Here is a 23,916-nt window from a genome sequence, read left to right as displayed (position 1 = left end):
CCATCCCATCATCTATTCTTCCCCCGCAGGGCAACAATGGCTGCCGCGGTCTCTTCGATCGAACGGCGGCTGACGTCTATCATCGGCCAATTGTGGCGGGTGCAGATCTGGCGGGCATAGGCGAGCTCTTCGGCGATCGAGGCACGGTCGACATAATCGGTCGCTTCGTAGGTGCTGCTGTTGCCGAGCACGCGGTTCTGCCGGACATGCGAGATGCGTTCGGCGGTGGCGATCAGCCCGACGATCAGCGGCTTGGTAGCAGCGGCCAGGCTTTCGGGCACCGGCACGCCGAGCACGATCGGGATGTTGGCGGTCTTGATGCCGCGGTTGGCGAGATAGATGCTGGTCGGCGTCTTCGATGTCCTGGAAATGCCGATCAGCACGACATCGGCGTCGTCCATGTTGAGCGGCAGCTGCCCGTCATCATGCTCCATCGTAAAATTGAGTGCGTCGATACGGTGGAAATAATCGGCATCGAGCACATGCTGGGCGCCGACGCGGCGGCCGGCCGGCGTGCCGAGATAGGACTGGAACACGGTGAGGACCGGCTCCAGCACCGAAACGCAGGGCAGCCCCATGGCGGCGCAGCGCTCGTCAATACCGCGCGCCAGCTTCTGGTCGACGACGGTGTAGAGGATGATGCCCGGTTCCTCTTCTATGTCCTCGAAGACTTTCGCCACCTGCTTTTCGGTGCGGATGAGCGGATAGATATGCTCGATGGCGCGCGCATCCTTGTATTGCGCCGAGGCGGCTCGGCCGGCCGCCAGCAGCGTCTCGCCGGTGGCGTCGGAAATCAGGTGCAGGTGAAAGAAGCTCTGGGGTTTGTTCACAGGGGGCGCCTCAGGCTGTGGGCTTGTGTGGATAAACCGGGGCCGCAAAGGCGACCGGCTGGAGGCGACTGTATCAGAAGGCCAGTTGTCCACAATTCGATGCGCTGTCAGCTTCACTGTGCGGTTGGGGACAAATCTGGGGACGGGCGTTTTTGCCAGCGCTTCATCCACAGAGGCGGTTTTTCAGCGGCTACGTCAAACCATTGACTCCAGTGATGGAATCCTGGTCATCCACACTCTTTGACAATCCCGCGGAAGAAACACGCGACAAAATGCTGGCTGGCCTTTTCCAGGGCAAAGCGGGACAGGTGACAACCACCGATACCAACAGACTCTTAGAATCAGAAAATTCTAGAAATAGACTATTTAATTATAGAGAAGGCAGGGAAGAGAGCGCTCAATGCCCGAGAACCGCATCGTGCTGGACGTGCTGAGAGGCGAGGCAGTGTTTCCGCCGCCGCTCTGGATGATGCGCCAGGCCGGGCGCTATTTGCCGGAGTACCGCGAGACCAGAAAGCGCGCCGGGTCCTTTCTCGATCTTTGCTACAATCCTGATCTGGCCGTCGAGGTGACGCTGCAGCCGATCGAGCGCTTCGGCTTCGATGCCTCGATCCTGTTCTCGGACATTCTGGTCGTGCCGCATGCGCTTGGGCGCGATGTCCGCTTCGAGGAGGGCCGCGGGCCGCTGCTGACGCCAATCACTGCAGCTCAGATTTCGGCTCTCAACGGCGAAACGTTTCACGTGAATCTCGAACCCGTCTACGAGACGGTTCGCCGGCTGCGTGCAAGATTGCCTGACGAGACCACGCTGATCGGCTTCTGCGGCGCGCCGTGGACGGTGGCGACCTACATGATCGCTGGCCACGGCACACCCGACCAAGCGCCGGCGCGGCTGTTTGCCTATCGCGAACCGACGGCCTTCAAGCATCTCCTGAAAGTGCTCGCCGACCACTCCGCGGCCTATTTGATCCGCCAGATCGAAGCCGGTGCCGACGTGGTGCAGATTTTCGATTCGTGGTCCGGCGTGCTTGATGATGCGTCTTTCGATCAGTTCTGCGTGCAGCCGGTGGCGGAGATCGTCAGGCAGGTTCGTGCGGTTCATCCCGATGTTCCGATCATAGGCTTTCCCAAGGGCGCCGGCGCCCGCTACGAGACCTATCGTGAGAAGACCGGTGTCACGGGGCTGGGGATCGACTGGACCGTACCCCTGGCGGCGGCGAACGAACTGCAGCGCTCGGGTGCGGTCCAGGGCAACCTCGATCCCTTGCGGCTCGTGGCCGGCGGCAAAGCCCTGTCGGACGGCGTCGATGCGATCCTCAAGGCGCTGGGCGACGGACCGCTGATCTTCAATCTCGGCCATGGCATCACGCCGGAGACGCCGGTGGCACATGTCGAGGCGATGGTGAAGCAGGTGCGGAGCGCGACACGCTGATGGCTCAATCGGATAATACGCGCGGCAACAGCACTCGTGGGGCGATGATGCGCATGACCATCGGCATCGGAGTGCTGGTTGTTCTCACCGCACTTTTGTTTTTCTTTGCGCCTGAGGGTTTCTATCCCTGGGCGAAGGCAATCCATATCCTGGCCGTCATCTCCTGGATGGCCGGCATGCTCTATCTGCCGCGATTGCTGGTCTACCACGCCGACGCAGAGAAGGGGTCCGTCCAATCGGAGACCTTCAAGGTGATGGAGCGGCGTCTGCTGCGCGGCATCATCAATCCGGCGATGATCGTCACCTGGGTGTTCGGGCTTTGGCTTGCCTGGAAAGTGTTTGGCTTTCACGGCGGCTGGCTGCACGCCAAGATAGGCTTGGTGCTGTTGCTGTCGGGCGTGCATGGCTATCTGGCCGGTGCTGTCAGGAAATTCGCCGAGGACCGCAATGAAAAACCGGCGCGGCACTGGCGAATCGTCAACGAGATCCCCACATTGCTGATGATCGCCATCGTCATCCTGGTTGTCGTCAAGCCGTTCTAGGCCCATTTCGGTCGACAAAACGCAGCTTGCTCTTTCCCCCGACCGACGATAAAAGACGGGTCTTCCTTCCCGTCATGCGCCGCCCTTGATTGCTTTCGGCCGCGCCCGGCATTTATCGCATCCAGCCGATATATTTTCCCCAAAGCAGATTCAGAGTCCGTCTATGCAAGAAATGAAACTCGCAGAGTTCAAGAACAAGAAGCCGCCAGAGCTGATCGCCTATGCCGAATCGCTCGAAGTGGAAAACGCCAGCGTCATGCGCAAGCAGGAACTGATGTTTGCCATCCTGAAGAAACTGGCCGCCCAGGACGTCGAGATCATCGGCGATGGTGTGGTCGAGTTGTTGCAGGACGGTTTCGGCTTCCTGCGCTCAGCCAACGCCAATTATCTCCCGGGTCCCGACGATATCTACATCTCGCCCTCGCAGATCCGCCGCTTCTCCTTGAAGACCGGCGATACCGTCGAAGGGCCGATCCGCAGCCCAAAAGAGGGCGAGCGCTATTTCGCCCTTCTCAAGGTCAACACGATCAATTTCGACGATCCCGAAAAGATCCGTCACAAGATCCATTTCGACAATCTGACGCCGCTCTATCCGACCAAGCGGCTGAAGATGGAGATCGACAATCCGACCGGCAAGGACATCTCGTCGCGGGTGATCGACCTGGTGGCGCCGATCGGCAAGGGACAGCGCGCGCTCATCAACGCGCAGCCGCGTACCGGTAAAACGGTGCTGATGCAGAATATCGCCCACTCGATCACGGCCAATCATCCGGAATGCTATCTGATCGTACTTCTGATCGACGAACGGCCAGAAGAAGTGACCGACATGCAGCGTTCGGTGAAGGGCGAGGTCGTGTCCTCGACCTTTGACGAACCGGCGGTGCGCCACGTCCAGGTCGCCGAAATGGTCATCGAAAAGGCCAAGCGCCTGGTCGAGCATGGCCGCGACGTCGTTATTCTGCTCGATTCGATCACCCGCCTCGGCCGTGCCTACAACACCGTTGTGCCGTCCTCCGGCAAGGTGCTGACCGGCGGTGTCGACGCCAACGCGCTGCAGCGGCCGAAGCGCTTCTTCGGCGCGGCCCGCAACATCGAGGAAGGCGGCTCGCTGACCATCATCGCCACCGCGCTGATCGACACCGGCAGCCGCATGGACGAAGTCATCTTCGAAGAGTTCAAGGGCACCGGCAACTGCGAAATCCAGCTCGACCGCAAGGTCGCCGACAAGCGCATCTACCCGGCCATGGACATTTTGAAGTCCGGCACCCGCAAGGAAGACCTGCTGGTCTCCAAGCAGGATCTGCAGAAGATCTTCGTCCTGCGCCGCATCCTGGCGCCGATGGGAACCACGGATGCGATCGAGTTCCTGATCGACAAGCTGAAGCAGACCAAGACCAACGCCGATTTCTTCGATTCGATGAACACGTAAGCTTCTCGTCGGCCATCGTTTCGCATTGAAGCCCCGTTCCGGGAACTGGGACGGGGTTTTTCATTGCGGGGGCAAACAGGTCGCATTTCCGACAGGGCGTGGCCTTGGGCGGCAATTTCCACAGCTGTCGTCATGCGAGTAATCGCGTCTCGAAGATCGGAAGCCGCATGGAGAAAACAATCCCGACCCTGATCGGCTTCTCGGCCATCCTGACATGGTCCTTCCTGGCGCTGCTTTCGACGGCGGCGGGACCGATTCCGCCCTTTCAGCTGGCGGCGATGACGTTTCTGCTTGGCGGGTTGGTCGGCGCGTCGAGCTGGCTTGTCCGTCCGGCGGCGATCAAGTCGCTGCGCCAGCCGTGGCAGGTCTGGGCGCTCGGCACAGCGGGGCTGTGCATCTACCACTGCGCCTATTTCTTCGCCATCCAGTCGGCGCCGCCGGTCGAGGTCAGCCTGATCGCCTATCTCTGGCCGTTGCTGATCGTCGTCTTTGCCGCCTTCCTGCCTGGAGAAAAGCTGAGGGCCCATCACATTGCCGGCGTCATGCTCGGCCTTGCCGGCGCCATTGTGGTGATCACCAAGGGCGGCACGATCGGACTGGCCAATGGTGTGATGAAGGGGCATGTCATCTCGCTGTTCTGCGCTTTCATCTGGGCCGGCTATTCGGTTTTATCGCGCCGCTTTGGCAAGGTGCCGACCGATGTGGTCGTCGGTTACTGCTTCATCACGGCTGCGGTCGCCTTGGTGCTGCACCTCACCCTTGAGACCACCGTCTGGGCACAGACGGCGACGGAGTGGAGCGCCATCGTCATCTTGGGCGTAATACCGCTAGGCGCCGGCTTTTACGCCTGGGACTATGGCTGCAAGCACGGGGACATCATGATCCTCGGCGCCCTCTCCTATGCCGCGCCCCTCTTCTCGGTCATCGTGCTTCTGCTGGCAGGCTTTGGTGTGTTTCACTGGTCGGTGGCTGTTGCTTGCATCCTGATCACGGTCGGAGCGGTGGTCGCGGCCAAGGATTTGCTGTTCGGGCCGCGGTCGCCATCCATTGATGCGACGCCGCTTCCTTCGGCGTTGGACGGAAACACCGGTTGACCTGCCGTCGCAACAGCGGCTCGGTTCCTACGGATCCGGCGCCACGGGCAGGATAGCCGGTGCATAGCTCCGGTCTGCCGGTTGGCGGCCGGATGCCACTGGCCAATGTTCGATCGATTCGCATGCGTTCCGATCGGGGCGACAATATCGGCGTGACGCGGGTCGGGATTCTGATTCGCAGCCGGAACGAAGCTTGCTTGTCGGGGGCGAAGGATCCAGCTTCACGGCTCCGGGCCAGGCACAAGCGTTAACGATGCGGCCTGCGTAGGGCTTGCTGGCCCGCCCAGAACTGCTCGGCGTCGGAATTAGGACCCGCCTGCTCGCACATGGATGACAAGGCGGCTATACAGATTTGGTAATGTCCGGCCGCTCCTCGCGATCGACCTTGATATTGACGAACAGCCGGTTCATGACGGCCGCATACTGTGGGATTGTTGACCGGACAGCTAGGCGACCGGTGAGAACGGGCAAATGATTTCAGGCGATTCGATTGTTGCGCTGTCCAGCGGCCGCCTGCCTGCCGGCATCGCTGTCATCCGCATCTCCGGACCAAGAACTCGATTCGCTGTCGAAACGGTTGCCGACGGCATGATCAAGGACCGGGTTGCGACCCTGCGCAAGCTCCGAACAGTGGACGGGTCGCTTATCGACAACGGCCTGGTGCTGTTTTTTCCGGGGCCGAACAGTTTTACCGGCGAGGATGTCGCCGAGTTCCACGTCCATGGCGGCCGCGCCGTCGCCAGCAAGATGCTGGAGATCATTGCCGGGTTTGACGGCGTGCGTCATGCGGAACCTGGTGAATTTACGCGCCGGGCTCTTCTCAACGGCAAGCTGGATCTGGTCGAGACGGAGGCGTTGGCCGATCTGGTCAACGCCGAAACCGAAGCGCAGCGGCGCTTTGCCGTGCAGAATGCCGAAAGAGTGCAAAGCGAACTCTATCTTGGCTGGCGCCGTCGGCTGATCCATGCACGGGCGATGATCGAGGCGGAAATCGACTTCGCCGACGAAGACGACGTGCCCGGTTCGGTTTCGGACACGGTTTGGTCCGATGTGCGCGCAATGGTGGGCGAGATCGGCCGGCATGTCGATGGCTTCCATGCCGCCGAGATCATCCGTGACGGGTTTGAGGTTGTCATCCTCGGTGCACCGAACGCCGGAAAATCCAGCCTTTTCAATGCGCTGGCAAGGCGTGAGGCGGCGATTGTTACCGACGAGCCCGGCACGACGCGGGATTTGCTCGAAGTGGTGCTGGATCTCCACGGAGTGCGGGTCAGGGTAACCGACACCGCGGGCCTGCGCGAGGCGCCCGGCAAGATCGAAGCGATCGGTATCGAAAAGGCGCGGGCCAAGGCGCACACGGCTGACCTGGTGCTGTTGCTGGAAGATCTGGCGGACCCGACTGCGATCGGCAACATGCCTGTCGACGCCCCGGCTTTGAGAATCGGCACCAAGGTCGATCTCTTGAAAGGTTCGCCGCGATTGGAGGCGTATGATGCGTTGATCTCGACGGTGGACGGCACTGGGTTGGCTGAACTCCTGGCCGAGATCGGCAGGCGCGCCGCAGCTGCTATCGGCGATGCCGGTGACATCCTGCCGTCTCGGTTGCGGCATGTGGAGCTGCTCAATGAGACCAGGCACTTTCTGATCTCGGCTTTGTCCGGGCAAGAGCGCGGCCAGGAGCTGCGGGCGGAGGAGCTGCGTCTTGCGGCGGACCGGCTTGGCCGGATTGTCGGCGCGGTGGATGTCGAGGACCTGCTGGACGTGATCTTTTCGCAGTTTTGCATTGGCAAGTGACTCACGTGAAACATGACGGGGCGCTGGTATGAGTGACTCACGTGAAACATAGGGGCCGCCCAAGTGCGTTTCACGTGAAACGAGACGGTTGGCAAAAGGGCAAGTGGCCGAAAGCCTGCACCGCCCCTCATTGTCCCCGTTCATGGGGAGAAGATGCCGGAAGATAGATAAGGGGCAGCGCCAAACGAGGCTTCGCCGCTTCCATGACTCACGTGAAACACCTCTGCGGCTTTCAGCACTCCGGTCCACGTGAACGAATCAACCTGCAATCCTTGACAGCGTCCTCTCGTGGGGACATGTGTCGGGAAATCTCTGGAAGGGACAATGATCGATCACTATGACGTGGTTGTGGTAGGCGGTGGCCATGCCGGGTGCGAGGCTGCGAGCGCTGCCGCGCGCGCCGGCGCCAGGACCGCGCTGGTGACGCTGCGCTTCGACACGATCGGTGTCATGTCCTGCAATCCAGCGATCGGCGGCCTCGGGAAGGGCCATCTGGTGCGTGAGATCGACGCCATGGACGGGCTGATGGGCCGCATCGCCGATGCTGCCGGCATCCAATTCCGCCTGCTCAATCGCCGCAAAGGCCCTGCCGTGCGCGGGCCGCGCACGCAGGCCGACCGCAAGCTGTATCGGCTGGCCATGCAGGAAGCGATTCGGCAGCAGAACGGTCTCGACGTCGTCGAAGGCGAGGTTCTGGACTTCGACATCGTGGATGGACGGGTCGCCGCTGTGCGCCTGGCCGGCGGGCGCCGGTTGGCGTGCGGCGCCGTGGTGCTGACCACCGGCACCTTTCTTCGCGGCCTCATCCACATTGGCGACAGGAAGATTGTCGCCGGGCGGATGAACGAGCAGGCGAGCCTTGGCCTGTCGGCGACGATGAGCCGCGCCGGTTTCGCGCTTGGACGGCTGAAGACCGGCACGCCGCCGCGGCTCGATGGCCGCACCATCGACTGGGCGTCGCTGGAAAGCCAGGCGGCCGACGAACATCCAGTGCCGTTCTCGCTGCTCACCGACACAATCAAGAATCCGCAAATCCATTGCGGTATTACGCGTACGACGCCGGCGACGCACGCGCTGATCCGCGCCAATCTCGGCCGCTCCGCCATGTATTCCGGCTCGATCGAAGGCGTAGGTCCACGTTACTGCCCGTCGATCGAAGACAAGATCGTCAAGTTCGGCGATCGAGAAGGTCATCAGATATTCCTGGAGCCGGAAGGGCTGGACGATGACACCGTCTACCCCAATGGCATCTCGACCTCCCTGCCCGAAGACGTCCAGCTCGACATTCTGAAGACGATCCCGGGCCTGGAACGCGCGACCATGCTGCAGCCCGGCTACGCCATCGAATACGACCATGTCGATCCGCGCGAGTTGGAGCCGACGCTTGAGACCAAACGTATTGCGGGGCTTTTCCTCGCCGGTCAGATCAACGGCACCACCGGTTATGAAGAAGCCGGAGCGCAGGGCCTGCTCGCCGGGCTCAACGCCGCGCGCAAGGCGGCGGCCGACGACCAAATCGTGCTCAGCCGCACCGAAGCCTACATCGGAGTGATGGTCGACGACCTCACCAGCCGCGGCATTGCCGAGCCCTACCGCATGTTCACTTCGCGGGCGGAGTTTCGCCTATCGCTGCGCGCCGACAATGCCGATGAAAGGCTTACGCCTCTGGCAAATCGGCTTGGTATCGTGTCGCCGGAGCGGACGCAGCGGTTCAATCAAGTCACACAGGATCTTGGTAGGGCGCGCGAACTCGCAGTTGCGACGACGATGACGCCCAACGAAGCGGCGCGGCATGGGCTGGAGATCAACAGGGACGGCGTGCGCCGCTCCGCTTATGAATTGCTCGCTCATCCCGGCGTCGATATAGCCTGGCTGGCCCGTGTTGCGCCGGCCTTTGGTGCAATCGACGTCAAAACCGCTGAGCGGCTCGAAACGGAAGCGAAATATTCGGTTTACCTTGATCGCCAGCAGGCGGATGTCGGACAGATCCGCCGCGAGGAAAGCCGGCTGATCCCGGCGTCGGTGGATTTCGCCGATGTTCCTGGCCTGTCCAATGAGCTGAAGCAGAAGATGCTAACGCGTCAGCCCCGGTCGATCGCTGACGCGCAGCGTATGGAAGGCATGACGCCGGCGGCGCTGGCCATCATCGTCGCGCACGTCCGCAACGCCGAATCGGCTGCCCAAAGGGCCGTTGCGTGAGCGCTGCCTCATGGGCGAGCCTGCAAGAGGCCGCGGGACCGGTTTCACGTGAAACATTCGATCGGTTGGTGGTGTTCGAACAGTTGTTCCTGAAATGGAACCGCAGCATCAATCTGGCCGCGCCGTCGACGCTGGACGATGTCTGGGGCCGCCATATTCTGGATAGCGCGCAGCTGGCGCGAATCGCTCCGCAGGCCAAACGCTGGGCCGATCTCGGTTCGGGCGGCGGTTTTCCGGGCCTGGTAATGGCCTTCCTGCTGGTCGAACGCGATGGCGCGTCGATCGATCTGGTCGAGAGCAACCGCAAGAAAGCGTCCTTTCTCCAAGCGATGATAGGCCAGTTCGGCTTGCCGGCGCGGGTTGTCGCGCGGCGCATTGACGACAGCTATGCGCTTGTTTCCTCACCGGAAATCATCACGGCGCGGGCGCTTGCCGCTCTACCTGCGCTGCTCGATCTGTCGGCGCCGTGGCTGACCAAGGGATCGCGGGCGCTGTTCCACAAAGGCCGGGATTACCGCTCCGAGGTGGAAGAAAGCACTCACCGCTGGGCTTTCGATCTGGTAGAACATCCGAGCATGACCGACGCCCATGGCGTCATCCTCGAAGTGACCGATCTGCAGACTGCGTAAGCTCTCCTTCGCAACCTTGGCGACGCAATGAATACCTGGCCCACATGAATACCTGGCACAGACCCATGAAAACCGGACCTCGCATCATCACCGTCGCCAACCAGAAGGGCGGCGTCGGCAAGACCACGACCGCCATCAATCTGGCCACGGCGCTGGCCGCCATCGGCGAAAAGGTGCTGATCGTCGATCTCGATCCGCAAGGCAATGCCTCGACCGGTCTTGGCATCGACCGCAAGGACCGCACCGTCTCGTCCTACGATGTGCTGACCGGCGAACTGGGCCTGGAAGAGGCCGCCATTCCAACGGCGGTGCCCGGCCTGTCGATCGTGCCGTCGACGCTCGATCTGCTCGGCATCGAGATGGAAATCGCCTCGGCGCCGGATCGCGTGCTTAAGCTGCGCAACGCGCTGCGCGCCGCCACTGAGCGCGGTGCGCCGTTCGGCTATGTGCTGATCGACTGCCCGCCCTCGCTCAACCTTTTGACGTTGAATTCAATGGCGGCAGCCGATTCTGTTCTTGTGCCGCTGCAGTGCGAGTTCTTCGCGCTGGAAGGGCTAAGCCAACTCCTGGAAACGGTGGAGCAGGTGCGCCGTTCGATCAATCCGGACCTGATCATCCAGGGCATCGTGCTGACCATGTATGATGGCCGCAACAACCTCGCCAACCAGGTGGTGCAGGACGTGCGGGCACACATGGGCGACAAGGTCTACGAGACGATCATTCCTAGGAATGTGCGGGTGTCCGAGGCGCCGTCCTACGGCAAGCCGGCAATCCTCTACGATCTCAAGTGCTCAGGCAGCCAGGCCTATCTGCAGCTGGCGTCCGAAGTGATCCGCCGCGAGCGTAAATTGCGCGCCGCATGATTAGGCAGGGTCGATAAACAAAGCGATCCGGCCGAAACGATCAAGAATCTGGAATTGAGATGAGCGAAGACCTTTCGAGAAAGAGACTGGGGCGTGGACTGGCGGCGCTGATCGGCGAGATCGACCGCCCGGTGGCAGCCGAAAAGCCGGGCTTGAATGCGGACGGCAAGGTGCCGATAGAGTTCCTGAGCCCGAACCCGAAAAACCCGCGCCGGCACTTTGGCGACGCCGACCTCACCGATCTCGCGCAGTCGATCCGCGAGCATGGCGTGGTGCAGCCGGTGGTGGCGCGGCCTTCGCCCACGCAGGCCGGGCGCTACGAGATCATCGCCGGCGAGCGCCGCTGGCGGGCGGCGCAGCGAGCCGGGCTGACCGAGATCCCGATCATCGTGCGCGACGTCAACGACCGCACAGCGCTGGAACTGGCGATCATAGAAAACGTCCAGCGCACCGATCTCAACCCGGTCGAGGAGGCGCTCGGCTACCAGCAGTTGATCGACGACCACGGCTACACACAGGCCGACCTCGGCAATGTAATCGGCAAGAGCCGCAGCCACGTCGCCAACACGCTGCGGCTGCTGAAGCTGCCCGACGTGATCCGCGACATGCTGGTCGACGGCGCGCTGTCGGCCGGCCATGCCCGGACGCTGGTGACGGCGCAGGATCCCGCCGGGCTAGCCAAGCAGATCGTCGAAGAAGGGCTTTCGGTGCGCCAGGCCGAGGCGCTGGCGCAAATGCCGGCGGGCGGCACGCCGCCCAAGGCAAAACCATCACACGGCGTATCGGGCAAGGATGCCGACACGCTGGCGCTGGAAAAGCTGATGACCAACACGATCGGCATGATCGTGACCATCGAGCACAAGGGCAAGGGCGGCGCGATCCGCGTGGACTACCGCAGTCTGGAGCAGCTCGACGAGCTATGCCGGCGGTTGAAGGACGAGCGGTAGAAAGTTGAGGTTGCGCCATATTTAGCCGGCGAATGAAGTTCTGGCTTAGGATGAAGAAAGAGCTTGGCGGTTGCCGGCCCTTCTTTTTATTGGCGATTGCCGAAGGGATCGAACTGCTGATCTCCCCCCTTGAGGGGGAGATGGCCGGCAGGCCAGAAGGGTCGTCTCCCATCAAGCGCCGACCTCGTTTGTCGTTGCGAAAGGCGCCAGCGCTCCACGCGCGGCGACCCCCTCTGTCGCCTTTGGCGACATCTCCCCCTCAAGGGGGGAGATCACCGCTGCGCCAGCCTCGCGCTCTCCACCGCAATGCCGAGCAGCGCCTGCCGTGCCAGCGCTTCCGACAAATCCGGCCTGCGCCTGGTCTGCAGCACGGCCGATTGCAGCCGGTTCAGCGCGCGGCTGAGCGCCTCGACGTTCCAGCGCTCCAGCGCCTTCTCCACCAGCTTGCGCCGCGAGAAAAACACCGGCGGACGGGCGCCGGCCATGGCCGAGGCGGCGTTGCGGCCGGCGGTGTCCATCTGGCCGCGCATGACCTGAAGCTGCTGCAGCTGCCGCATCGCCGAGGACAGCACCAGGAAAGGATGGCCGCCGGACAGGCAGTGGCGGGTGAAGGCGGTGTCGAAGTCACCAACCTTGCCTTCCAGCACAGCATCGACCGCGTCGTCGAAGGAGGAGCCGGAGACGTCGCCGGACATCGCCCTGACGTCGTCAAGGCCAATGTCCTTCTGGCCGTGGGCGTAAAGCACCAGCTTTTCGATTTCACCGCGCGAGGCCAGCCGGTCGCCGCCGAGATTGCGGCGCAGCGCCTGGCGTGCGTCGAGCGCCATCGACATCCCGGCCTTGCGCAGCTCGTCGTCGATGACGCTGTCGATGTCGCGGGCTTCATCGGCATAGCAAGGCAGCGCCATGGCGGTGTCGGCCGCCTCGACGATCGCGCGCAGTCCGATGCCCTTTTTCAGGTCGCCGGCCTCGATGAGAATGATGGCGTCGCGCGCGGGCTCGGCCGTCAGTGCCTTGACGTCGTCGGCCAGCGCCTTCTGACCGCTGGCGTTGCGCACCCATAGAAGCCGCCGGTCGGAGAACATCGGCACGGTGCGGGCTTCATCGAGCAGCCGGCCCTGGTCGCGATCGACCTCCGCGCCATCGAGCCGGACGACGGAGAACGGATCGTCGAGCGGCAGGCCGGTTTTCGCGGCAAAGGCCTTGGCCCGCTCGGCGACCAAGCCGCGGTCGGGACCGTAAAGCAGGACGATCGATATGCGCGCGTCAGGCTTCGCCAGCCACGAATCGACCTCGTATCCTTTTTTCTGCGCCATGGAGGGTGGTTAGCATGATGCGGTCGCTGAGTGAACGTTCTCCAAAGCGTTCGAGACCTTGGCGCCCTTCCTCGCCTCCGGAGGGGGAGAGGTGGCTCGGCGAAGCCGAGACGGAGTGGGGGAACCACCTGGCAATCGCCGCGAACGAACAAAGGAAGGGCACTCAAGCATTGCCTAGCGCCCAAGGGTCGACCCCCACTCCGTCGAGCTTCGCTCGACACCTCTCCCTCGATCGACGGGGGAGAGGAAAGCGCGAGTTCGCCGACCTTGGTGCCTTCATCTCTCCCGGAGGCCGTGAAGTGACTATCTGCCGGAAATCCTGCAAAACTTTGCGCCTAATTGCGCGCCGCTCCCCAACATCGACAAGAAATTTCGCCGACATATCTGCATCTTGCGGTCGCCTGCCGGCCGGGACGCCGGATCGGTTTCGGCGCCCCATGAATTGGCGCTGTGCCGGGCGCGCGGATGTGCAAATATCACCGCCGCAAATGGGAGGACCATGGTCATGACCGATGCTGGGATGTTGCGGTTTCATGTGCCGGAGCCGGAAGTGCGGCCGGGCGGAACGCCCGACTTCTCCAACGTGCCTATCCCCAAGGCCGGCTCGGTGCCGCGACCGGACATCGATGTCGATCCGCGCACCATCCGCGACATGGCGTTTTCCATCATCCGTGTGCTCAACCGCACCGGTGAGGCGGTCGGGCCGTGGGCCGGGCTGCTCACCGACGAGGAGCTGCTCGAGGGATTGCGCCACATGATGACGCTGCGCAGCTTCGATGCCCGCATGCAGATGGCGCAGCGCCAGGGCAAGACCTCGTTCTACATGCAGCATCTGGGCGAAGAGGCGGTGAGCTGCGCTTTCCGCAAGGCGCTCGCCCCGGGCGACATGAATTTCCCGACCTATCGGCAAGCCGGCCTGCTCATCGCCGACGGCTATCCGATGGTCACGATGATGAACCAGATCTATTCCAACGAGGCCGATCCGCTCAAAGGGCGGCAATTGCCGATCATGTATTCGTCGAAGGAGCACGGCTTCTTCTCGATCTCCGGCAATCTGGCAACGCAATACATCCAGGCGGTCGGCTGGGCGATGGCTTCCGCTATCAGCAACGATTCGAAAATCGCGGCGGCGTGGATCGGCGACGGCTCGACGGCCGAATCCGATTTCCATTCGGCCTTGGTGTTCGCCTCGACCTACAAGGCGCCGGTCATCCTCAACGTCGTCAACAACCAGTGGGCGATCTCGACGTTTCAAGGCATTGCGCGTGGCGGCTCCGGCACCTTTGCCGCGCGCGGCCTCGGCTTCGGCATTCCGGCGCTGCGCGTCGACGGCAACGACTATCTCGCCGTGCATGCCGTGGCCAAATGGGCGGCGGAGCGGGCGCGGCAGAATCTCGGGCCGACGCTGATCGAATATGTCACCTACCGTGCCGGCGCGCATTCGAGCTCGGACGATCCGTCGGCCTATCGGCCGAAGACGGAATCCGACGCCTGGCCGCTCGGCGATCCGGTCATGCGGCTGAAGAACCATCTGATCCAGCGTGGCGTCTGGTCGGATGAGCGCCATGTACAGGCCGAAGCGGAAATCCTCGAGACGGTGATCGCGGCGCAGAAGGAAGCTGAAAGCCACGGCACGCTGCATGCCGGCGGCAAGCCGTCGACGCGTGAAATGTTCGAGGGCGTGTTTGCCGAGATGCCGCCGCATCTCAGACGCCAGCGCCAGCAGGCGGGGGTCTGACCATGCCGAGACGAACCATGATCGAGGCGATCCGCGACGCCATGGATGTGTCGATGGCGCGCGACGAACGCGTCATCGTCTATGGCGAGGACGTCGGTTTCTTCGGCGGTGTTTTTCGCGTGACTCATGGCCTGCAGGCCAAATACGGCAAGAGCCGCTGCTTCGACGCGCCGATCAACGAATCCGGTATTGTCGGCTCGGCTATCGGCATGGCCGCCTACGGCCTGAAGCCGTGCGTCGAGATACAGTTTGCCGACTACATGTACCCGGCTTACGACCAGCTGACGCAGGAAGCGGCAAGGCTGCGCTACCGCTCGAACGGCGATTTCACTTGCCCGATCGTGGTCCGCATGCCGACCGGCGGCGGCATCTTTGGCGGCCAGACGCACAGCCAGAGCCCGGAAGCGCTGTTCACCCATGTGTCGGGACTAAAGACGGTGGTGCCGTCCAATCCGCACGACGCCAAGGGACTGCTGATCGCGGCGATCGAGGATCCCGATCCGGTGATTTTTCTGGAGCCGAAGCGGCTCTATAACGGACCGTTCGATGGCCATCACGACCGACCGGTGACGCCATGGTCGAAGCATGAACTGGGCGAGGTCGCCGACGGCCATTACACGGTGCCGCTCGGCAAGGCGGCGATCCGCCGGGCGGGCTCGGCCGTCACCGTGCTCGCCTACGGCACCATGGTCTATGTCGCGCAGGCGGCTGTGGAAGAAACCGGCATCGATGCCGAGATCATCGATTTGCGGACCCTGCTGCCGCTCGATCTCGACGCGATAGTCGCTTCGGTGAAGAAGACCGGACGCTGCGTCGTCGTGCACGAGGCGACACTGACCTCCGGCTTCGGCGCCGAGCTGTCGGCGCTGGTGCAGGAAAATTGTTTCTACCATCTGGAAGCGCCGGTGGCGCGCGTCACCGGTTGGGACACGCCCTACCCGCATGCGCAGGAATGGGACTATTTCCCGGGGCCGGCCCGTGTCGGCCGCGCGCTTCTCGAAACCATGGGAGCCTAGGGATGGGCGAACACATCATCAAGCTGCCGGATGTCGGCGAAGGCGTCGCCGAGGCCGAACTTGTGGAGTGGCACGTCAAGGTCGGCGACCTCGTGCGCGAGGACTCGGTGCTTGCCGCCGTGATGACCGACAAGGCGACGGTGGAAATACCTTCGCCGGTCGATGGCGAGATCCTGTGGCTGGGCGCGGAGATCGGCGACACGGTGGCGATCGGCTCGCCGATCGTGCGGCTGAAAGTGGCGGGGGAGGGCAATGTCGGCGAAGGCTCGAAATTGTCAGAGGTCACGGCGGCACCGACCCCCACCCCTGCCGGGGCGAGCCACGGGTCTCGCCCGTCCTCCGGACCCCCACAAGAGGGAGGCGTTTCGGCCACGAAATCCGACGCCAAGTCGCCACCACCTGCACCAGCAGCCAAAAGCGCACGGGCAGCTGAGACTGAATCCCCCTCCCCCTTGTGGGGAGGGGCCAGGGGTGGGGGTACTGCGCCGACATCTAAAGGTGCGGCACCCACCGGCGCGCCGCGCCCGGAGGGCGAAAAGCCCTTGGCGTCGCCCGCCATCCGGCTCAGGGCGAAGGAGGCGGGGATCGATCTGCGCCAGGTGTCGGGTACCGGCCCTGCCGGCCGCATCAGCCACGAAGATATCGAGGCCTTTCTCGCGCGTGGGCCGCAGGTGGCGAAGGCGTCGGGTCTGGCGCGCAATGACAGCGTCGAGGATATCAAGGTCATCGGACTACGGCGCAAGATCGCCGAAAAAATGTCGCTGGCGAAGTCACGCATCCCGCACATCACCTATGTCGAGGAGATCGACGTCACAGCACTCGAGGAGTTGCGCGCGGCGCTCAACAAGGAAAAGCGCAAGGGTGTGGAGAGGCCGAAGCTGACGCTGCTGCCGTTCCTGATGCGGGCGATGGTCAAGGCGATTGCCGACCAGCCCAACATCAACGCGCTGTTCGACGACGAGGCGGGCATCATCCACCAACATGGCGGCGTCCATATCGGCATTGCCGCGCAGACACCGTCGGGCCTGGTGGTGCCGGTGGTCAAGCACGCCGAGGCGCGCGACCTCTGGGATTGCGCGGCCGAGCTCAACCGCCTGGCCGAAGCGGCGAAGTCGGGCACGGCGAGCCGCGACGAGCTGTCGGGATCGACCATCACCATCACCTCGCTCGGCGCCATGGGCGGCGTGGCGACGACGCCGGTCATCAACCATCCTGAGGTGGCGATCGTCGGCGTCAACAAGATGATGGTGCGGCCGGTGTGGGACGGCACCCAGTTCATCCCGCGCAAGATGATGAACCTGTCATCGAGCTTCGATCACCGGGTGGTCGACGGCTGGGATGCGGCGGTGTTTGTGCAGCGGATCAAGGCGCTGATTGAGACGCCAGCGCTGATATTCGTGGATTGAGGGGCGGAACGACCGAGATGACGGCGGGACAGCGCCCCCCTCTGCCTTACCAGGCATCTCCCCCAAAAGGGGGGAGATTGGACGTCACGCAGGGTTTCGCCAATCTCCATCGTTGCAGGAATGAGCGAAGCGAAGAAGCTGCTGATCTCCCCCCTCGTGGGGGAGATGTCCGGCAGGACAGAGGGGGGCGCGAAGGATCGCGACGGAACATTCCCTCGCATCAAAGGGTCACGCCATGAAAGAAATCTCCTGCAAGCTGCTGGTCATCGGCGCCGGGCCCGGCGGCTACGTCTGCGCTATCCGTGCCGGCCAGCTCGGCATCGATACGGTGATCGTTGAAGCCGGCAAACCGGGCGGCACCTGTCTCAATGTCGGCTGCATCCCGTCCAAGGCGATGATCCATGCGGCGGAAGAGTTCGAGAAGGTCGCGCATATGGCCGGCGGCAGCAGTCCGCTCGGCATCTCGGTAGCAGCGCCCGTGCTCGATCTCGGCAAGACGGTTGCGTGGAAGGACGGCATTGTTAGCCGGCTGACCGGGGGCGTTGCCGGGCTACTGAAGAAGGCCAAGGTCAAGACCGTCTATGGCTGGGCGACGTTCCGCGACGGCAAGACCGTCGCGGTCGAGACCGAGACCGGCACCCAGATCATCCGCGCCGAAACGGTTGTGATCGCCACCGGCTCGGCGACGGTGGAACTGCCGTTCCTGCCGTTCGGCGGCCCGGTGATTTCATCCACAGAAGCGCTGGCTCTCGGCGAGGTGCCGAAAAAGCTCGCCGTAGTCGGCGGCGGCTATATCGGGCTGGAACTCGGCATGGCGTTCGCCAAAATGGGCGCCGCGTTGACCGTGGTCGAGGCGCTGCCGCGCGTGCTGGCGCAGTATGATGCGGAACTGACCCGGCCGGTGGTGAAACGGCTGGCCCAGCTCGGCGTCGAGGTGATGCTTGGCGCCAAGGCCAAGGGGGTCAAGGGCGACGCGCTGCTGGTCGAGACCGCGGACGGCAAGAGCACCAAAATCGCGGCAGACAAGATCCTGGTCACGGTCGGCCGCAAGCCGGTGACGGAGGGCTGGGGCCTCGATCAGATCGATCTCGACATGGCCGGCAAGTTCATCAAGATCGACGACCAGTGCCGCACCTCGATGCGCGGCATCTATGCCATTGGCGACGTCACCGGCGAGCCGATGCTGGCGCACCGGGCGATGGCGCAAGGCGAAATGGTGGCCGAGATCGTCGCCGGCCACAAGCGCAGCTGGGACAAGCGCTCGATCCCGGCCGTCTGCTTCACCGATCCGGAGCTGGTGACGGCAGGGCTAACGCCGGAGGAGGCGAAGGCTTCAGGCGAAATCAAGATCGGCCAGTTCCCCTTCGCCGCCAACGGCCGGGCGATGACGAAACTCGGCGAGGACGGGTTCGTCCGCGTCGTGGCGCGGGCCGACAATCATCTGGTGCTCGGTATCCAGGCGGTCGGGCAGGGCGTGTCGGAACTGGCGGCGGCATTCGGGCTGGCGCTGGAAATGGGCGCGCGGCTGGAGGATATCGCCGGCACCATCCATGCGCATCCGACGCAAGGCGAAGGCTTCCAGGAAGCGGCGCTGAAGGCGCTGGGCCACGCGCTGCATATTTGAAGTGCGCTTACCCTCCCCCTTGTGGGGAGGGTCGATCGCGTAGCGGAGCGGGGTGGGGGTCCTCGCCGACCGTCAGCGCTCACCCCCACCCCGTCTCGCCATCTCCGCTTCGCTCCGACCGCGAGCCGACCCTCCCCACAAGGGGGAGGGTGGCCGCTCAGCCGTTGGTTGTCGCAGATCAGCGGAATGTACTAAGTGTCGGTCCATGGACACCGGCCTGAAGAAATACATCGCCATACGCTACAACATCGCCGCTGGCTTCAAGCCAAGCCAGTGGGACGGAAAGGGCCGCGCCAATCTCGACCCGGTCTGGCTGGTCGAGCGCCTGGCGTTGTTCGACACCTATTGCGCGTCGTCGCTCGAAGGCCAGTCGCTGAAGGATTTTACCGTCCTTCTGGCGTTCGATGCCGATACGCACGAGAACTATATTCGCACCGTGTGCAGCTGCGTGGCCGGTGTCGACGTCAGGCCGATCCTTGTCGAGGCGGGCGAGGATTACAATGATCGCTTCAATGCCTTCGTCCAGGCCGATACCGATGCCGACTATGTTTCGCTCACGCGGCTCGACAGCGACGACGCGCTGGCGCCGACCTTCATGGAGCGCGTCGAGCACTACGCGCGCCGGGAGATCGAAAAGCGTGTGGTGGACCTGCAGCCGCTCTACATTGCCTTTCCGGACGGCCAGAATTTCGACACGGCAAGCGGACGCTACACGCACCACGACTATGTCACGTCGGCGTTCGGCACGCTGGTCGAAAGGAGATCGCCGGCGATGAGCGGCGTCTACGCGAGCACCACGCAAAAATGGCGACGCGCTTCAACACCGTCGTGGCGGCATCGAAGGGCGCGCAATGGTGCATCGTCATCCATGACAACAACGCCGCCAACGTGTTGAGGGGGAAGCCGGTCTCGGGGCCCTCCTTCACGGTGGGCCGACCGGGTGTCGAACCCAAGGTGCCAGCGCGAAGGCAAAGCGCGCCACGACAGGCGACGCAGCCCCGCATGGCGCCGCGGACCGCAGGCAACTTCATCCGGTTTCTGCTCGGACGACCGATGGCTCTGCGGAAGTAGCGGGCGCTTCACCCTCCCCCTTGTGGGGGAGGGTCGATCCGCGTAGCGGAGCGGGGTGGGGGTCCTCGCCAACCGTCGGCGCTCACCCCCACCCCGTCTCGCCATCTCCGCTTCGCTCCGATTGCGCGCCGACCCTCCCCACAAGGGGGAGGGTGAAGTAGCTCAGCTTGCGAGCCGGCTCACCATCTCGTGCTGCGCATAAGCGCGCCCAAAACGATTGGCGAGAAACGCATCCAGCGCGATGTCTTCCTGCTTGACGAAACCGGTCGCCGGCAAGGTGCCGTCGGCCAGCATGTCGAGCACGGCGCAGATGCCGGAGGCGGTGGTGATCTGGATTGCGCTGCGCACCTGGTTGCCGATGCGCTGCGAATAGATCTTGTTGGCGTAGGTTTCCTGCAGCAGGCGGCCATTGCGGCGGCCCGAGACGGTGACGAAGACGATGACCACGTCCTGCAGCGTTGCCGGCAGGGCGCTCTCGAAGATATCCTTCAGCACGTCGCGGCGGTGGCGCAGGCCGAGATCGTTGAGCAGCGCCTTCATGATCGCCGCGTGGCCGGGATAGCGGATGGTGCGGTAGTTCAGCGTGCGCACCTTGCCCTTCAGCGTCTCGGCCAGCGTGCCGAGACCGCCAGAGGTGTTGAAGGCCTCATAGGTGACGCCGTCGAGCGAGAACTCTTCGCGCTCCTCCAGCGGCGGCACCTCGATCAGCTCGCCCTCGACGATCGCCTCGCAGGGTTCGCAATATTCGTTGATGACGCCGTCGGTGCTCCAGGTCAGATTGTAGTTCAGCGCATTGGACGGGTATTGCGGCAGCGCGCCGACGCGCATGCGAACGCTTTCCAGCGTGTCGAAGCGGCTGGCGAGATCGTTGGCGACGATCGAGATGAAGCCCGGCGCCAGGCCACATTGCAGAATGAAGGCGCTGTTGCCCGACTTGGCCAGCTCCTTGACGCGGCGGGTCGAGACGACATCCTCGGTCAAATCGAGATAGTGCACGCCGGTGGCGGCGGCCGCTTCGGCGATGCGCGTGGTCAAATGGAAGGGGGCGGCGCTCAGCACGGCGAAGGCGCCGGCAAGGGCGGCCTCGAGTGCGCCCGGCGCTGCGATATCGAGCTCCAGCCCCTCGACGCCGGCGGGAAGTTCGGCCGCGGCAAGCTGCGCCGCCGCGCGGTCGATAACGGTGACGTGGTAGTCGCCGCTGTCGGCGAGCATGCCTGCAATGGTGGAGCCGATCTTGCCGGCGCCGACGACGATGATTTTCTTCATGACCTTGCCCCTCGTGAAAACTCTTTGGCCCAGACCGCCGCGCGGTGGACGCGATGCCTTCAAGAATCGCAGCTTGCCTGTCGAAAGGAAGCGTGGGATCGTTCGAAATGAACCCTGCAATTGAACGATACGCCGACGAGGTTCGTCGAAATGCTCAGTGACGCCGAACAAAAACTGCTTTCCCTGCTGCGCGCCAATGCCCGCGCGTCGACCACTGAGCTGGCGCGCCAGCTCGGCGTTTCGCGCACGACGGTGCAGAGCCGGATCGAGCGGCTGGAACAGCGCGGCATCATCACCGGCTATGGCGTGCGGATGGCGCCGGACTACGAGCAGGGGCTTGTGCGGGCGCATGTGCTGCTCACCGTCACGCCCAAGCTCGCCGACAAGGTGGTGCGGGCGCTGCAGGCGCTGCCGCCGGTACGGACGCTGCACTCGGTGAGCGGCAATTTCGACATGATCGTCATCGTCGACGCGCCGTCGATCAGGGATCTGGATGCGTTGCTGGACGAGATCGGGGCGATGGACGGGGTCGAGCGGACGTCGTCGTCGATTATTTTGTCGACACGGATCGATCGGTAGGTGGAACGCATGAGCCGCTAATCTCCCCCGCAAGGGGGGAGATCAGCCTTCGCCTTGGCTTTCGCCAACCTCCAAACTCTGAGCTTGCTCCCTAAGCCCGCCGCCTTTCCGGCCCGCTATCCAGCCACGCCACATCCTCCGCCGACAGCTTGATATCCAGCGCCTTCAAACTGTCCTCCAACTCGTCCAGCGTGCGCGGGCCGATCAACGGCACCGACGGAAAAGGCTGCGCCAGCACATAGGCGAGCGCGATGTGGATCGGACTTTTGCCCAGGCGCTGCGCCAGCTCGATGGCGCGGTCGCGGCGGCCGAAATTTTTCTCGGAATACCAGACCCGCACCAGCTCCTCATTGTCCTGCTTGTCGCGGCCGGCGCGGTCGGTGAAGAAGCCGCGGCCCTGGCTCGACCAGGCGAAGTTGGGCATCTGCCTTTTCGTCAGCCAGGATTTCCAGTCGTCGGTGGACGAGGTGATGCAGCCGGCCCAGATCGGCTCCAGCATCTCGGCCAGCGAGAAATTGTTGGAGAGCACGCCGGGCTTCTGCTTGCCGGTGCGCTCGGCATAGGCAATCGCCTCGTCCATGCGCGCCATCGTCCAGTTCGAGCCGCCGAACGGGCCACGGATGCGGCCGGCCTTGACCTCGGCGTCCATCGCATCGACGAATTCGCCGACCGGCACATCGGGGTTGTCGCGGTGCATGAAATAGAGGTCGACATGGTCGGTCTGCAGCCGGTCCAACGACTGGGCGAGCTGCTTGCCGATGACATCGGGATAACAGAGCGGCGAGTGCGCGCCCTTGGCGATGATCACCGACTGCTCGCGCACGCCGCGATTCCTGAGCCACTGGCCAAGCAGCGTTTCGGTGTAGCCGGCGCCGTAGACATAGCCGGTGTCGAACAGATTGCCGCCGGCCTCGAAGAAGGCGTCGAGCAGGATTGCGCCCGACGAGAAGGTGCGGAAATCCTCGAAGCCGAGCGCCACCACGGAGGCCGGCTTCGACAGGCCCGGAATCTTGCGCTTGCCGATGGCGGTGCCGCCGGTGCGCAGCGGCCGGCCCGAAAGGGTGTTGGTTCGCTTAGCCGGCTTTTCGATTTCATATTCGAGCCCTACGGCAGCGCGCCATTTGTCGAGCACACGCAGCGTGCCGAGACTGTCGGCCCAGCCCATGCCCGGCCAGGCGAATTCCTGTTTGCCGGCCAGGATCGCCTCGCCGGCGGCGTCGACCTCAAAGGAATAGAGATGGCGGGTTTCGTTGAGGCTGATGGTCTCGCGCGTGTCGTCGGCGAGAATTACATCGATCCGGCCAGGGCCGCCATCGCGGTTGCCGCCGCCGGCGAACCAGAAATCCGGCACCTCGATGCGGCCCTTGGTGCCGAGGATGCGCAGGACATTGTCCTGTTTGAGCGAGATGCTGCAGGATACCTCGGCAACGATTCCACCGGGAAAATGCAGCAGCGCCGAGGCCCATTCGTCGACGCCGGACTTGCCGAGATGGGCGGTGCCGACAACCTTGTCCGGCTCGGCGAAGGGTTTGCCTGTGGCAGCGCCCGCGATCAGCCGCACCATGGAGACGGGATAGCCGCCGACGTCGAGAATGCCGCCACCGGCGAGATCGTTGGCGTAGAGCCGGTGCTCGGGCATGAAGCCCGGCATGGCGAAGCCGAAGCTCGACTTGATCAGGCTGACATCGCCAATGACGCCCGACTGGATCACCTCGACCAGCTTCGCCGTCTGCGGGTGCAGGCGGTACATGAAGGCTTCGCCGAGGAAGGTGCCGGCCTTGCGCGCGGCATGGATCATGGCGTCGGCCTCGAAGGCGGTCAGCGCCAGCGGCTTTTCGCACAGCACATGCTTGCCGGCTTCCGCCGCCTTGATTCCCCATTCGGCATGGCCGGGATGCGGGATGGCGATATAGACGGCGTCGACCTCGGGGTCGGCGAGCAGCGCGTCGTAACCGTCGAGGATGCGGGCGCCGGGAAACGTCTCGGCCAGGCCTGCCTTGCCGGGATTGCGGGCGCCGAGCGCCACGATCGTGCCGGTGCGCGAGCCTGCCACGCCGCGGGCGAACGCTTTGGCGATGTCGCCGGGCCCAAGTATCCCCCAGCGGAGGGGCGCGGTTGCAGTCATGATCATTCTCCTTGCA

General features: G+C 63.7%; 19 protein-coding genes and 1 pseudogene. 15 read left to right on the top strand and 5 right to left on the bottom strand.

Annotation, left to right across the window (positions count from 1 at the left end; genetic code table 11):
- Positions 1-8 precede the first annotated feature (8 nt).
- Positions 9-947 carry a pyruvate, water dikinase regulatory protein gene (locus tag NKI10_RS25930; RefSeq protein WP_488505159.1) on the bottom strand — a complete coding sequence of 313 codons (939 nt, stop codon included), beginning with the start codon at positions 945-947 and terminating at the stop codon, positions 9-11.
- A 283-nt stretch (positions 948-1,230) separates the two neighbouring features.
- Between NKI10_RS25930 and hemE the strand changes: the two genes are divergently transcribed.
- The 4 genes from hemE (at position 1,231) to yddG (ending at position 5,327) form a co-directional block, all read left to right on the top strand.
- Positions 1,231-2,262: a uroporphyrinogen decarboxylase gene (hemE, locus tag NKI10_RS25925; RefSeq protein WP_023685041.1), complete on the top strand. Its 1,032-nt coding sequence runs from the start codon at positions 1,231-1,233 to the stop codon at positions 2,260-2,262.
- Entirely contained in the window at positions 2,262-2,804 is a 543-nt protein-coding gene (hemJ, locus tag NKI10_RS25920; RefSeq protein WP_023685042.1) for a protoporphyrinogen oxidase HemJ, read from the top strand. Before hemE ends, hemJ begins: the two co-directional genes overlap by 1 nt.
- 163 nt (positions 2,805-2,967) lie before the next feature.
- Complete coding sequence (gene rho / locus NKI10_RS25915) at positions 2,968-4,233, top strand: transcription termination factor Rho (protein WP_023672113.1); 1,266 nt, start codon at positions 2,968-2,970, stop codon at positions 4,231-4,233.
- 167 nt (positions 4,234-4,400) lie between these two features.
- Complete coding sequence (yddG, locus tag NKI10_RS25910; RefSeq protein WP_023672114.1) at positions 4,401-5,327, top strand: aromatic amino acid exporter YddG; 927 nt, start codon at positions 4,401-4,403, stop codon at positions 5,325-5,327.
- A gap of 277 nt (positions 5,328-5,604) precedes the next feature.
- Here yddG and NKI10_RS30935 read toward each other — a convergent pair.
- Positions 5,605-5,747: pseudogene (locus tag NKI10_RS30935) on the bottom strand (DUF255 domain-containing protein); the annotation flags it as partial.
- Between the two features lie 51 nt (positions 5,748-5,798).
- On the opposite strand from NKI10_RS30935, the gene mnmE reads away from it, so the two are divergent.
- The 5 genes from mnmE to NKI10_RS25880 all read left to right on the top strand — a co-directional run bounded on the left by mnmE (position 5,799) and on the right by NKI10_RS25880 (position 11,759).
- Entirely contained in the window at positions 5,799-7,121 is a 1,323-nt protein-coding gene (gene mnmE, locus NKI10_RS25900) for a tRNA uridine-5-carboxymethylaminomethyl(34) synthesis GTPase MnmE (protein WP_023829876.1), read from the top strand.
- A gap of 324 nt (positions 7,122-7,445) precedes the next feature.
- Entirely contained in the window at positions 7,446-9,320 is a 1,875-nt protein-coding gene (mnmG, locus tag NKI10_RS25895; protein ID WP_352862260.1) for a tRNA uridine-5-carboxymethylaminomethyl(34) synthesis enzyme MnmG, read from the top strand.
- Positions 9,317-9,949, top strand: a complete 633-nt coding sequence (gene rsmG, locus NKI10_RS25890) for a 16S rRNA (guanine(527)-N(7))-methyltransferase RsmG (protein ID WP_352862259.1) — start codon at positions 9,317-9,319, stop codon at positions 9,947-9,949. The genes mnmG and rsmG overlap by 4 nt, the downstream gene beginning before the upstream one ends.
- A gap of 65 nt (positions 9,950-10,014) precedes the next feature.
- The gene (locus NKI10_RS25885; RefSeq protein ID WP_023672118.1) at positions 10,015-10,812 is read left to right on the top strand and encodes a ParA family protein; all 798 of its coding nucleotides are present in this window, start codon (positions 10,015-10,017) and stop codon (positions 10,810-10,812) included.
- Between the two features lie 59 nt (positions 10,813-10,871).
- The gene (locus NKI10_RS25880) at positions 10,872-11,759 is read left to right on the top strand and encodes a ParB/RepB/Spo0J family partition protein (RefSeq protein WP_023805865.1); all 888 of its coding nucleotides are present in this window, start codon (positions 10,872-10,874) and stop codon (positions 11,757-11,759) included.
- Between the two features lie 272 nt (positions 11,760-12,031).
- On the opposite strand, the gene holA is transcribed toward NKI10_RS25880, so the two are convergent.
- The gene (gene holA, locus NKI10_RS25875; RefSeq protein WP_352862258.1) at positions 12,032-13,075 is read right to left on the bottom strand and encodes a DNA polymerase III subunit delta; all 1,044 of its coding nucleotides are present in this window, start codon (positions 13,073-13,075) and stop codon (positions 12,032-12,034) included.
- 505 nt (positions 13,076-13,580) lie between these two features.
- Here holA and NKI10_RS25870 point away from each other — a divergent pair.
- The 5 genes from NKI10_RS25870 (at position 13,581) to NKI10_RS25850 (ending at position 19,754) form a co-directional block, all read left to right on the top strand.
- A complete protein-coding gene (locus NKI10_RS25870) occupies positions 13,581-14,813 on the top strand; it encodes a 3-methyl-2-oxobutanoate dehydrogenase (2-methylpropanoyl-transferring) subunit alpha (RefSeq protein ID WP_352862257.1) in 1,233 nt (410 codons plus the stop codon).
- 2 nt (positions 14,814-14,815) lie between these two features.
- On the top strand, positions 14,816-15,829 hold the full coding sequence (locus NKI10_RS25865) for an alpha-ketoacid dehydrogenase subunit beta (RefSeq protein WP_352862256.1): 1,014 nt from the start codon (positions 14,816-14,818) through the stop codon (positions 15,827-15,829).
- Positions 15,830-15,831: 2 nt separating this feature from the next.
- The gene (locus NKI10_RS25860) at positions 15,832-17,235 is read left to right on the top strand and encodes a dihydrolipoamide acetyltransferase family protein (RefSeq protein WP_023754589.1); all 1,404 of its coding nucleotides are present in this window, start codon (positions 15,832-15,834) and stop codon (positions 17,233-17,235) included.
- A 235-nt stretch (positions 17,236-17,470) separates the two neighbouring features.
- Positions 17,471-18,859, top strand: coding sequence for a dihydrolipoyl dehydrogenase (gene lpdA, locus NKI10_RS25855; RefSeq protein ID WP_352862255.1), 1,389 nt, complete (start codon positions 17,471-17,473; stop codon positions 18,857-18,859).
- A gap of 205 nt (positions 18,860-19,064) precedes the next feature.
- A complete protein-coding gene (locus tag NKI10_RS25850) occupies positions 19,065-19,754 on the top strand; it encodes a glycosyltransferase (protein ID WP_023726715.1) in 690 nt (229 codons plus the stop codon).
- A gap of 338 nt (positions 19,755-20,092) precedes the next feature.
- On the opposite strand, the gene NKI10_RS25845 is transcribed toward NKI10_RS25850, so the two are convergent.
- Positions 20,093-21,196, bottom strand: coding sequence for a saccharopine dehydrogenase family protein (locus NKI10_RS25845; RefSeq protein ID WP_352862254.1), 1,104 nt, complete (start codon positions 21,194-21,196; stop codon positions 20,093-20,095).
- A 150-nt stretch (positions 21,197-21,346) separates the two neighbouring features.
- Here NKI10_RS25845 and NKI10_RS25840 point away from each other — a divergent pair, with 150 nt between their 5' ends.
- The gene (locus NKI10_RS25840; RefSeq protein ID WP_023672167.1) at positions 21,347-21,775 is read left to right on the top strand and encodes an Lrp/AsnC family transcriptional regulator; all 429 of its coding nucleotides are present in this window, start codon (positions 21,347-21,349) and stop codon (positions 21,773-21,775) included.
- 91 nt (positions 21,776-21,866) lie between these two features.
- Here the strand turns inward: NKI10_RS25840 and NKI10_RS25835 are convergent, their stop codons facing one another.
- Positions 21,867-23,900, bottom strand: a complete 2,034-nt coding sequence (locus NKI10_RS25835) for an aldo/keto reductase (RefSeq protein ID WP_352862253.1) — start codon at positions 23,898-23,900, stop codon at positions 21,867-21,869.
- Between the last annotated feature and the right edge of the window lie 16 nt (positions 23,901-23,916).

The organism is Mesorhizobium sp. M0802, from assembly GCF_040320115.1.
GTDB lineage: Bacteria > Pseudomonadota > Alphaproteobacteria > Rhizobiales > Rhizobiaceae > Mesorhizobium.
Note: the sequence above shows the minus strand (reverse complement) of the source record. Positions and strands in the feature narration are given on the sequence as shown.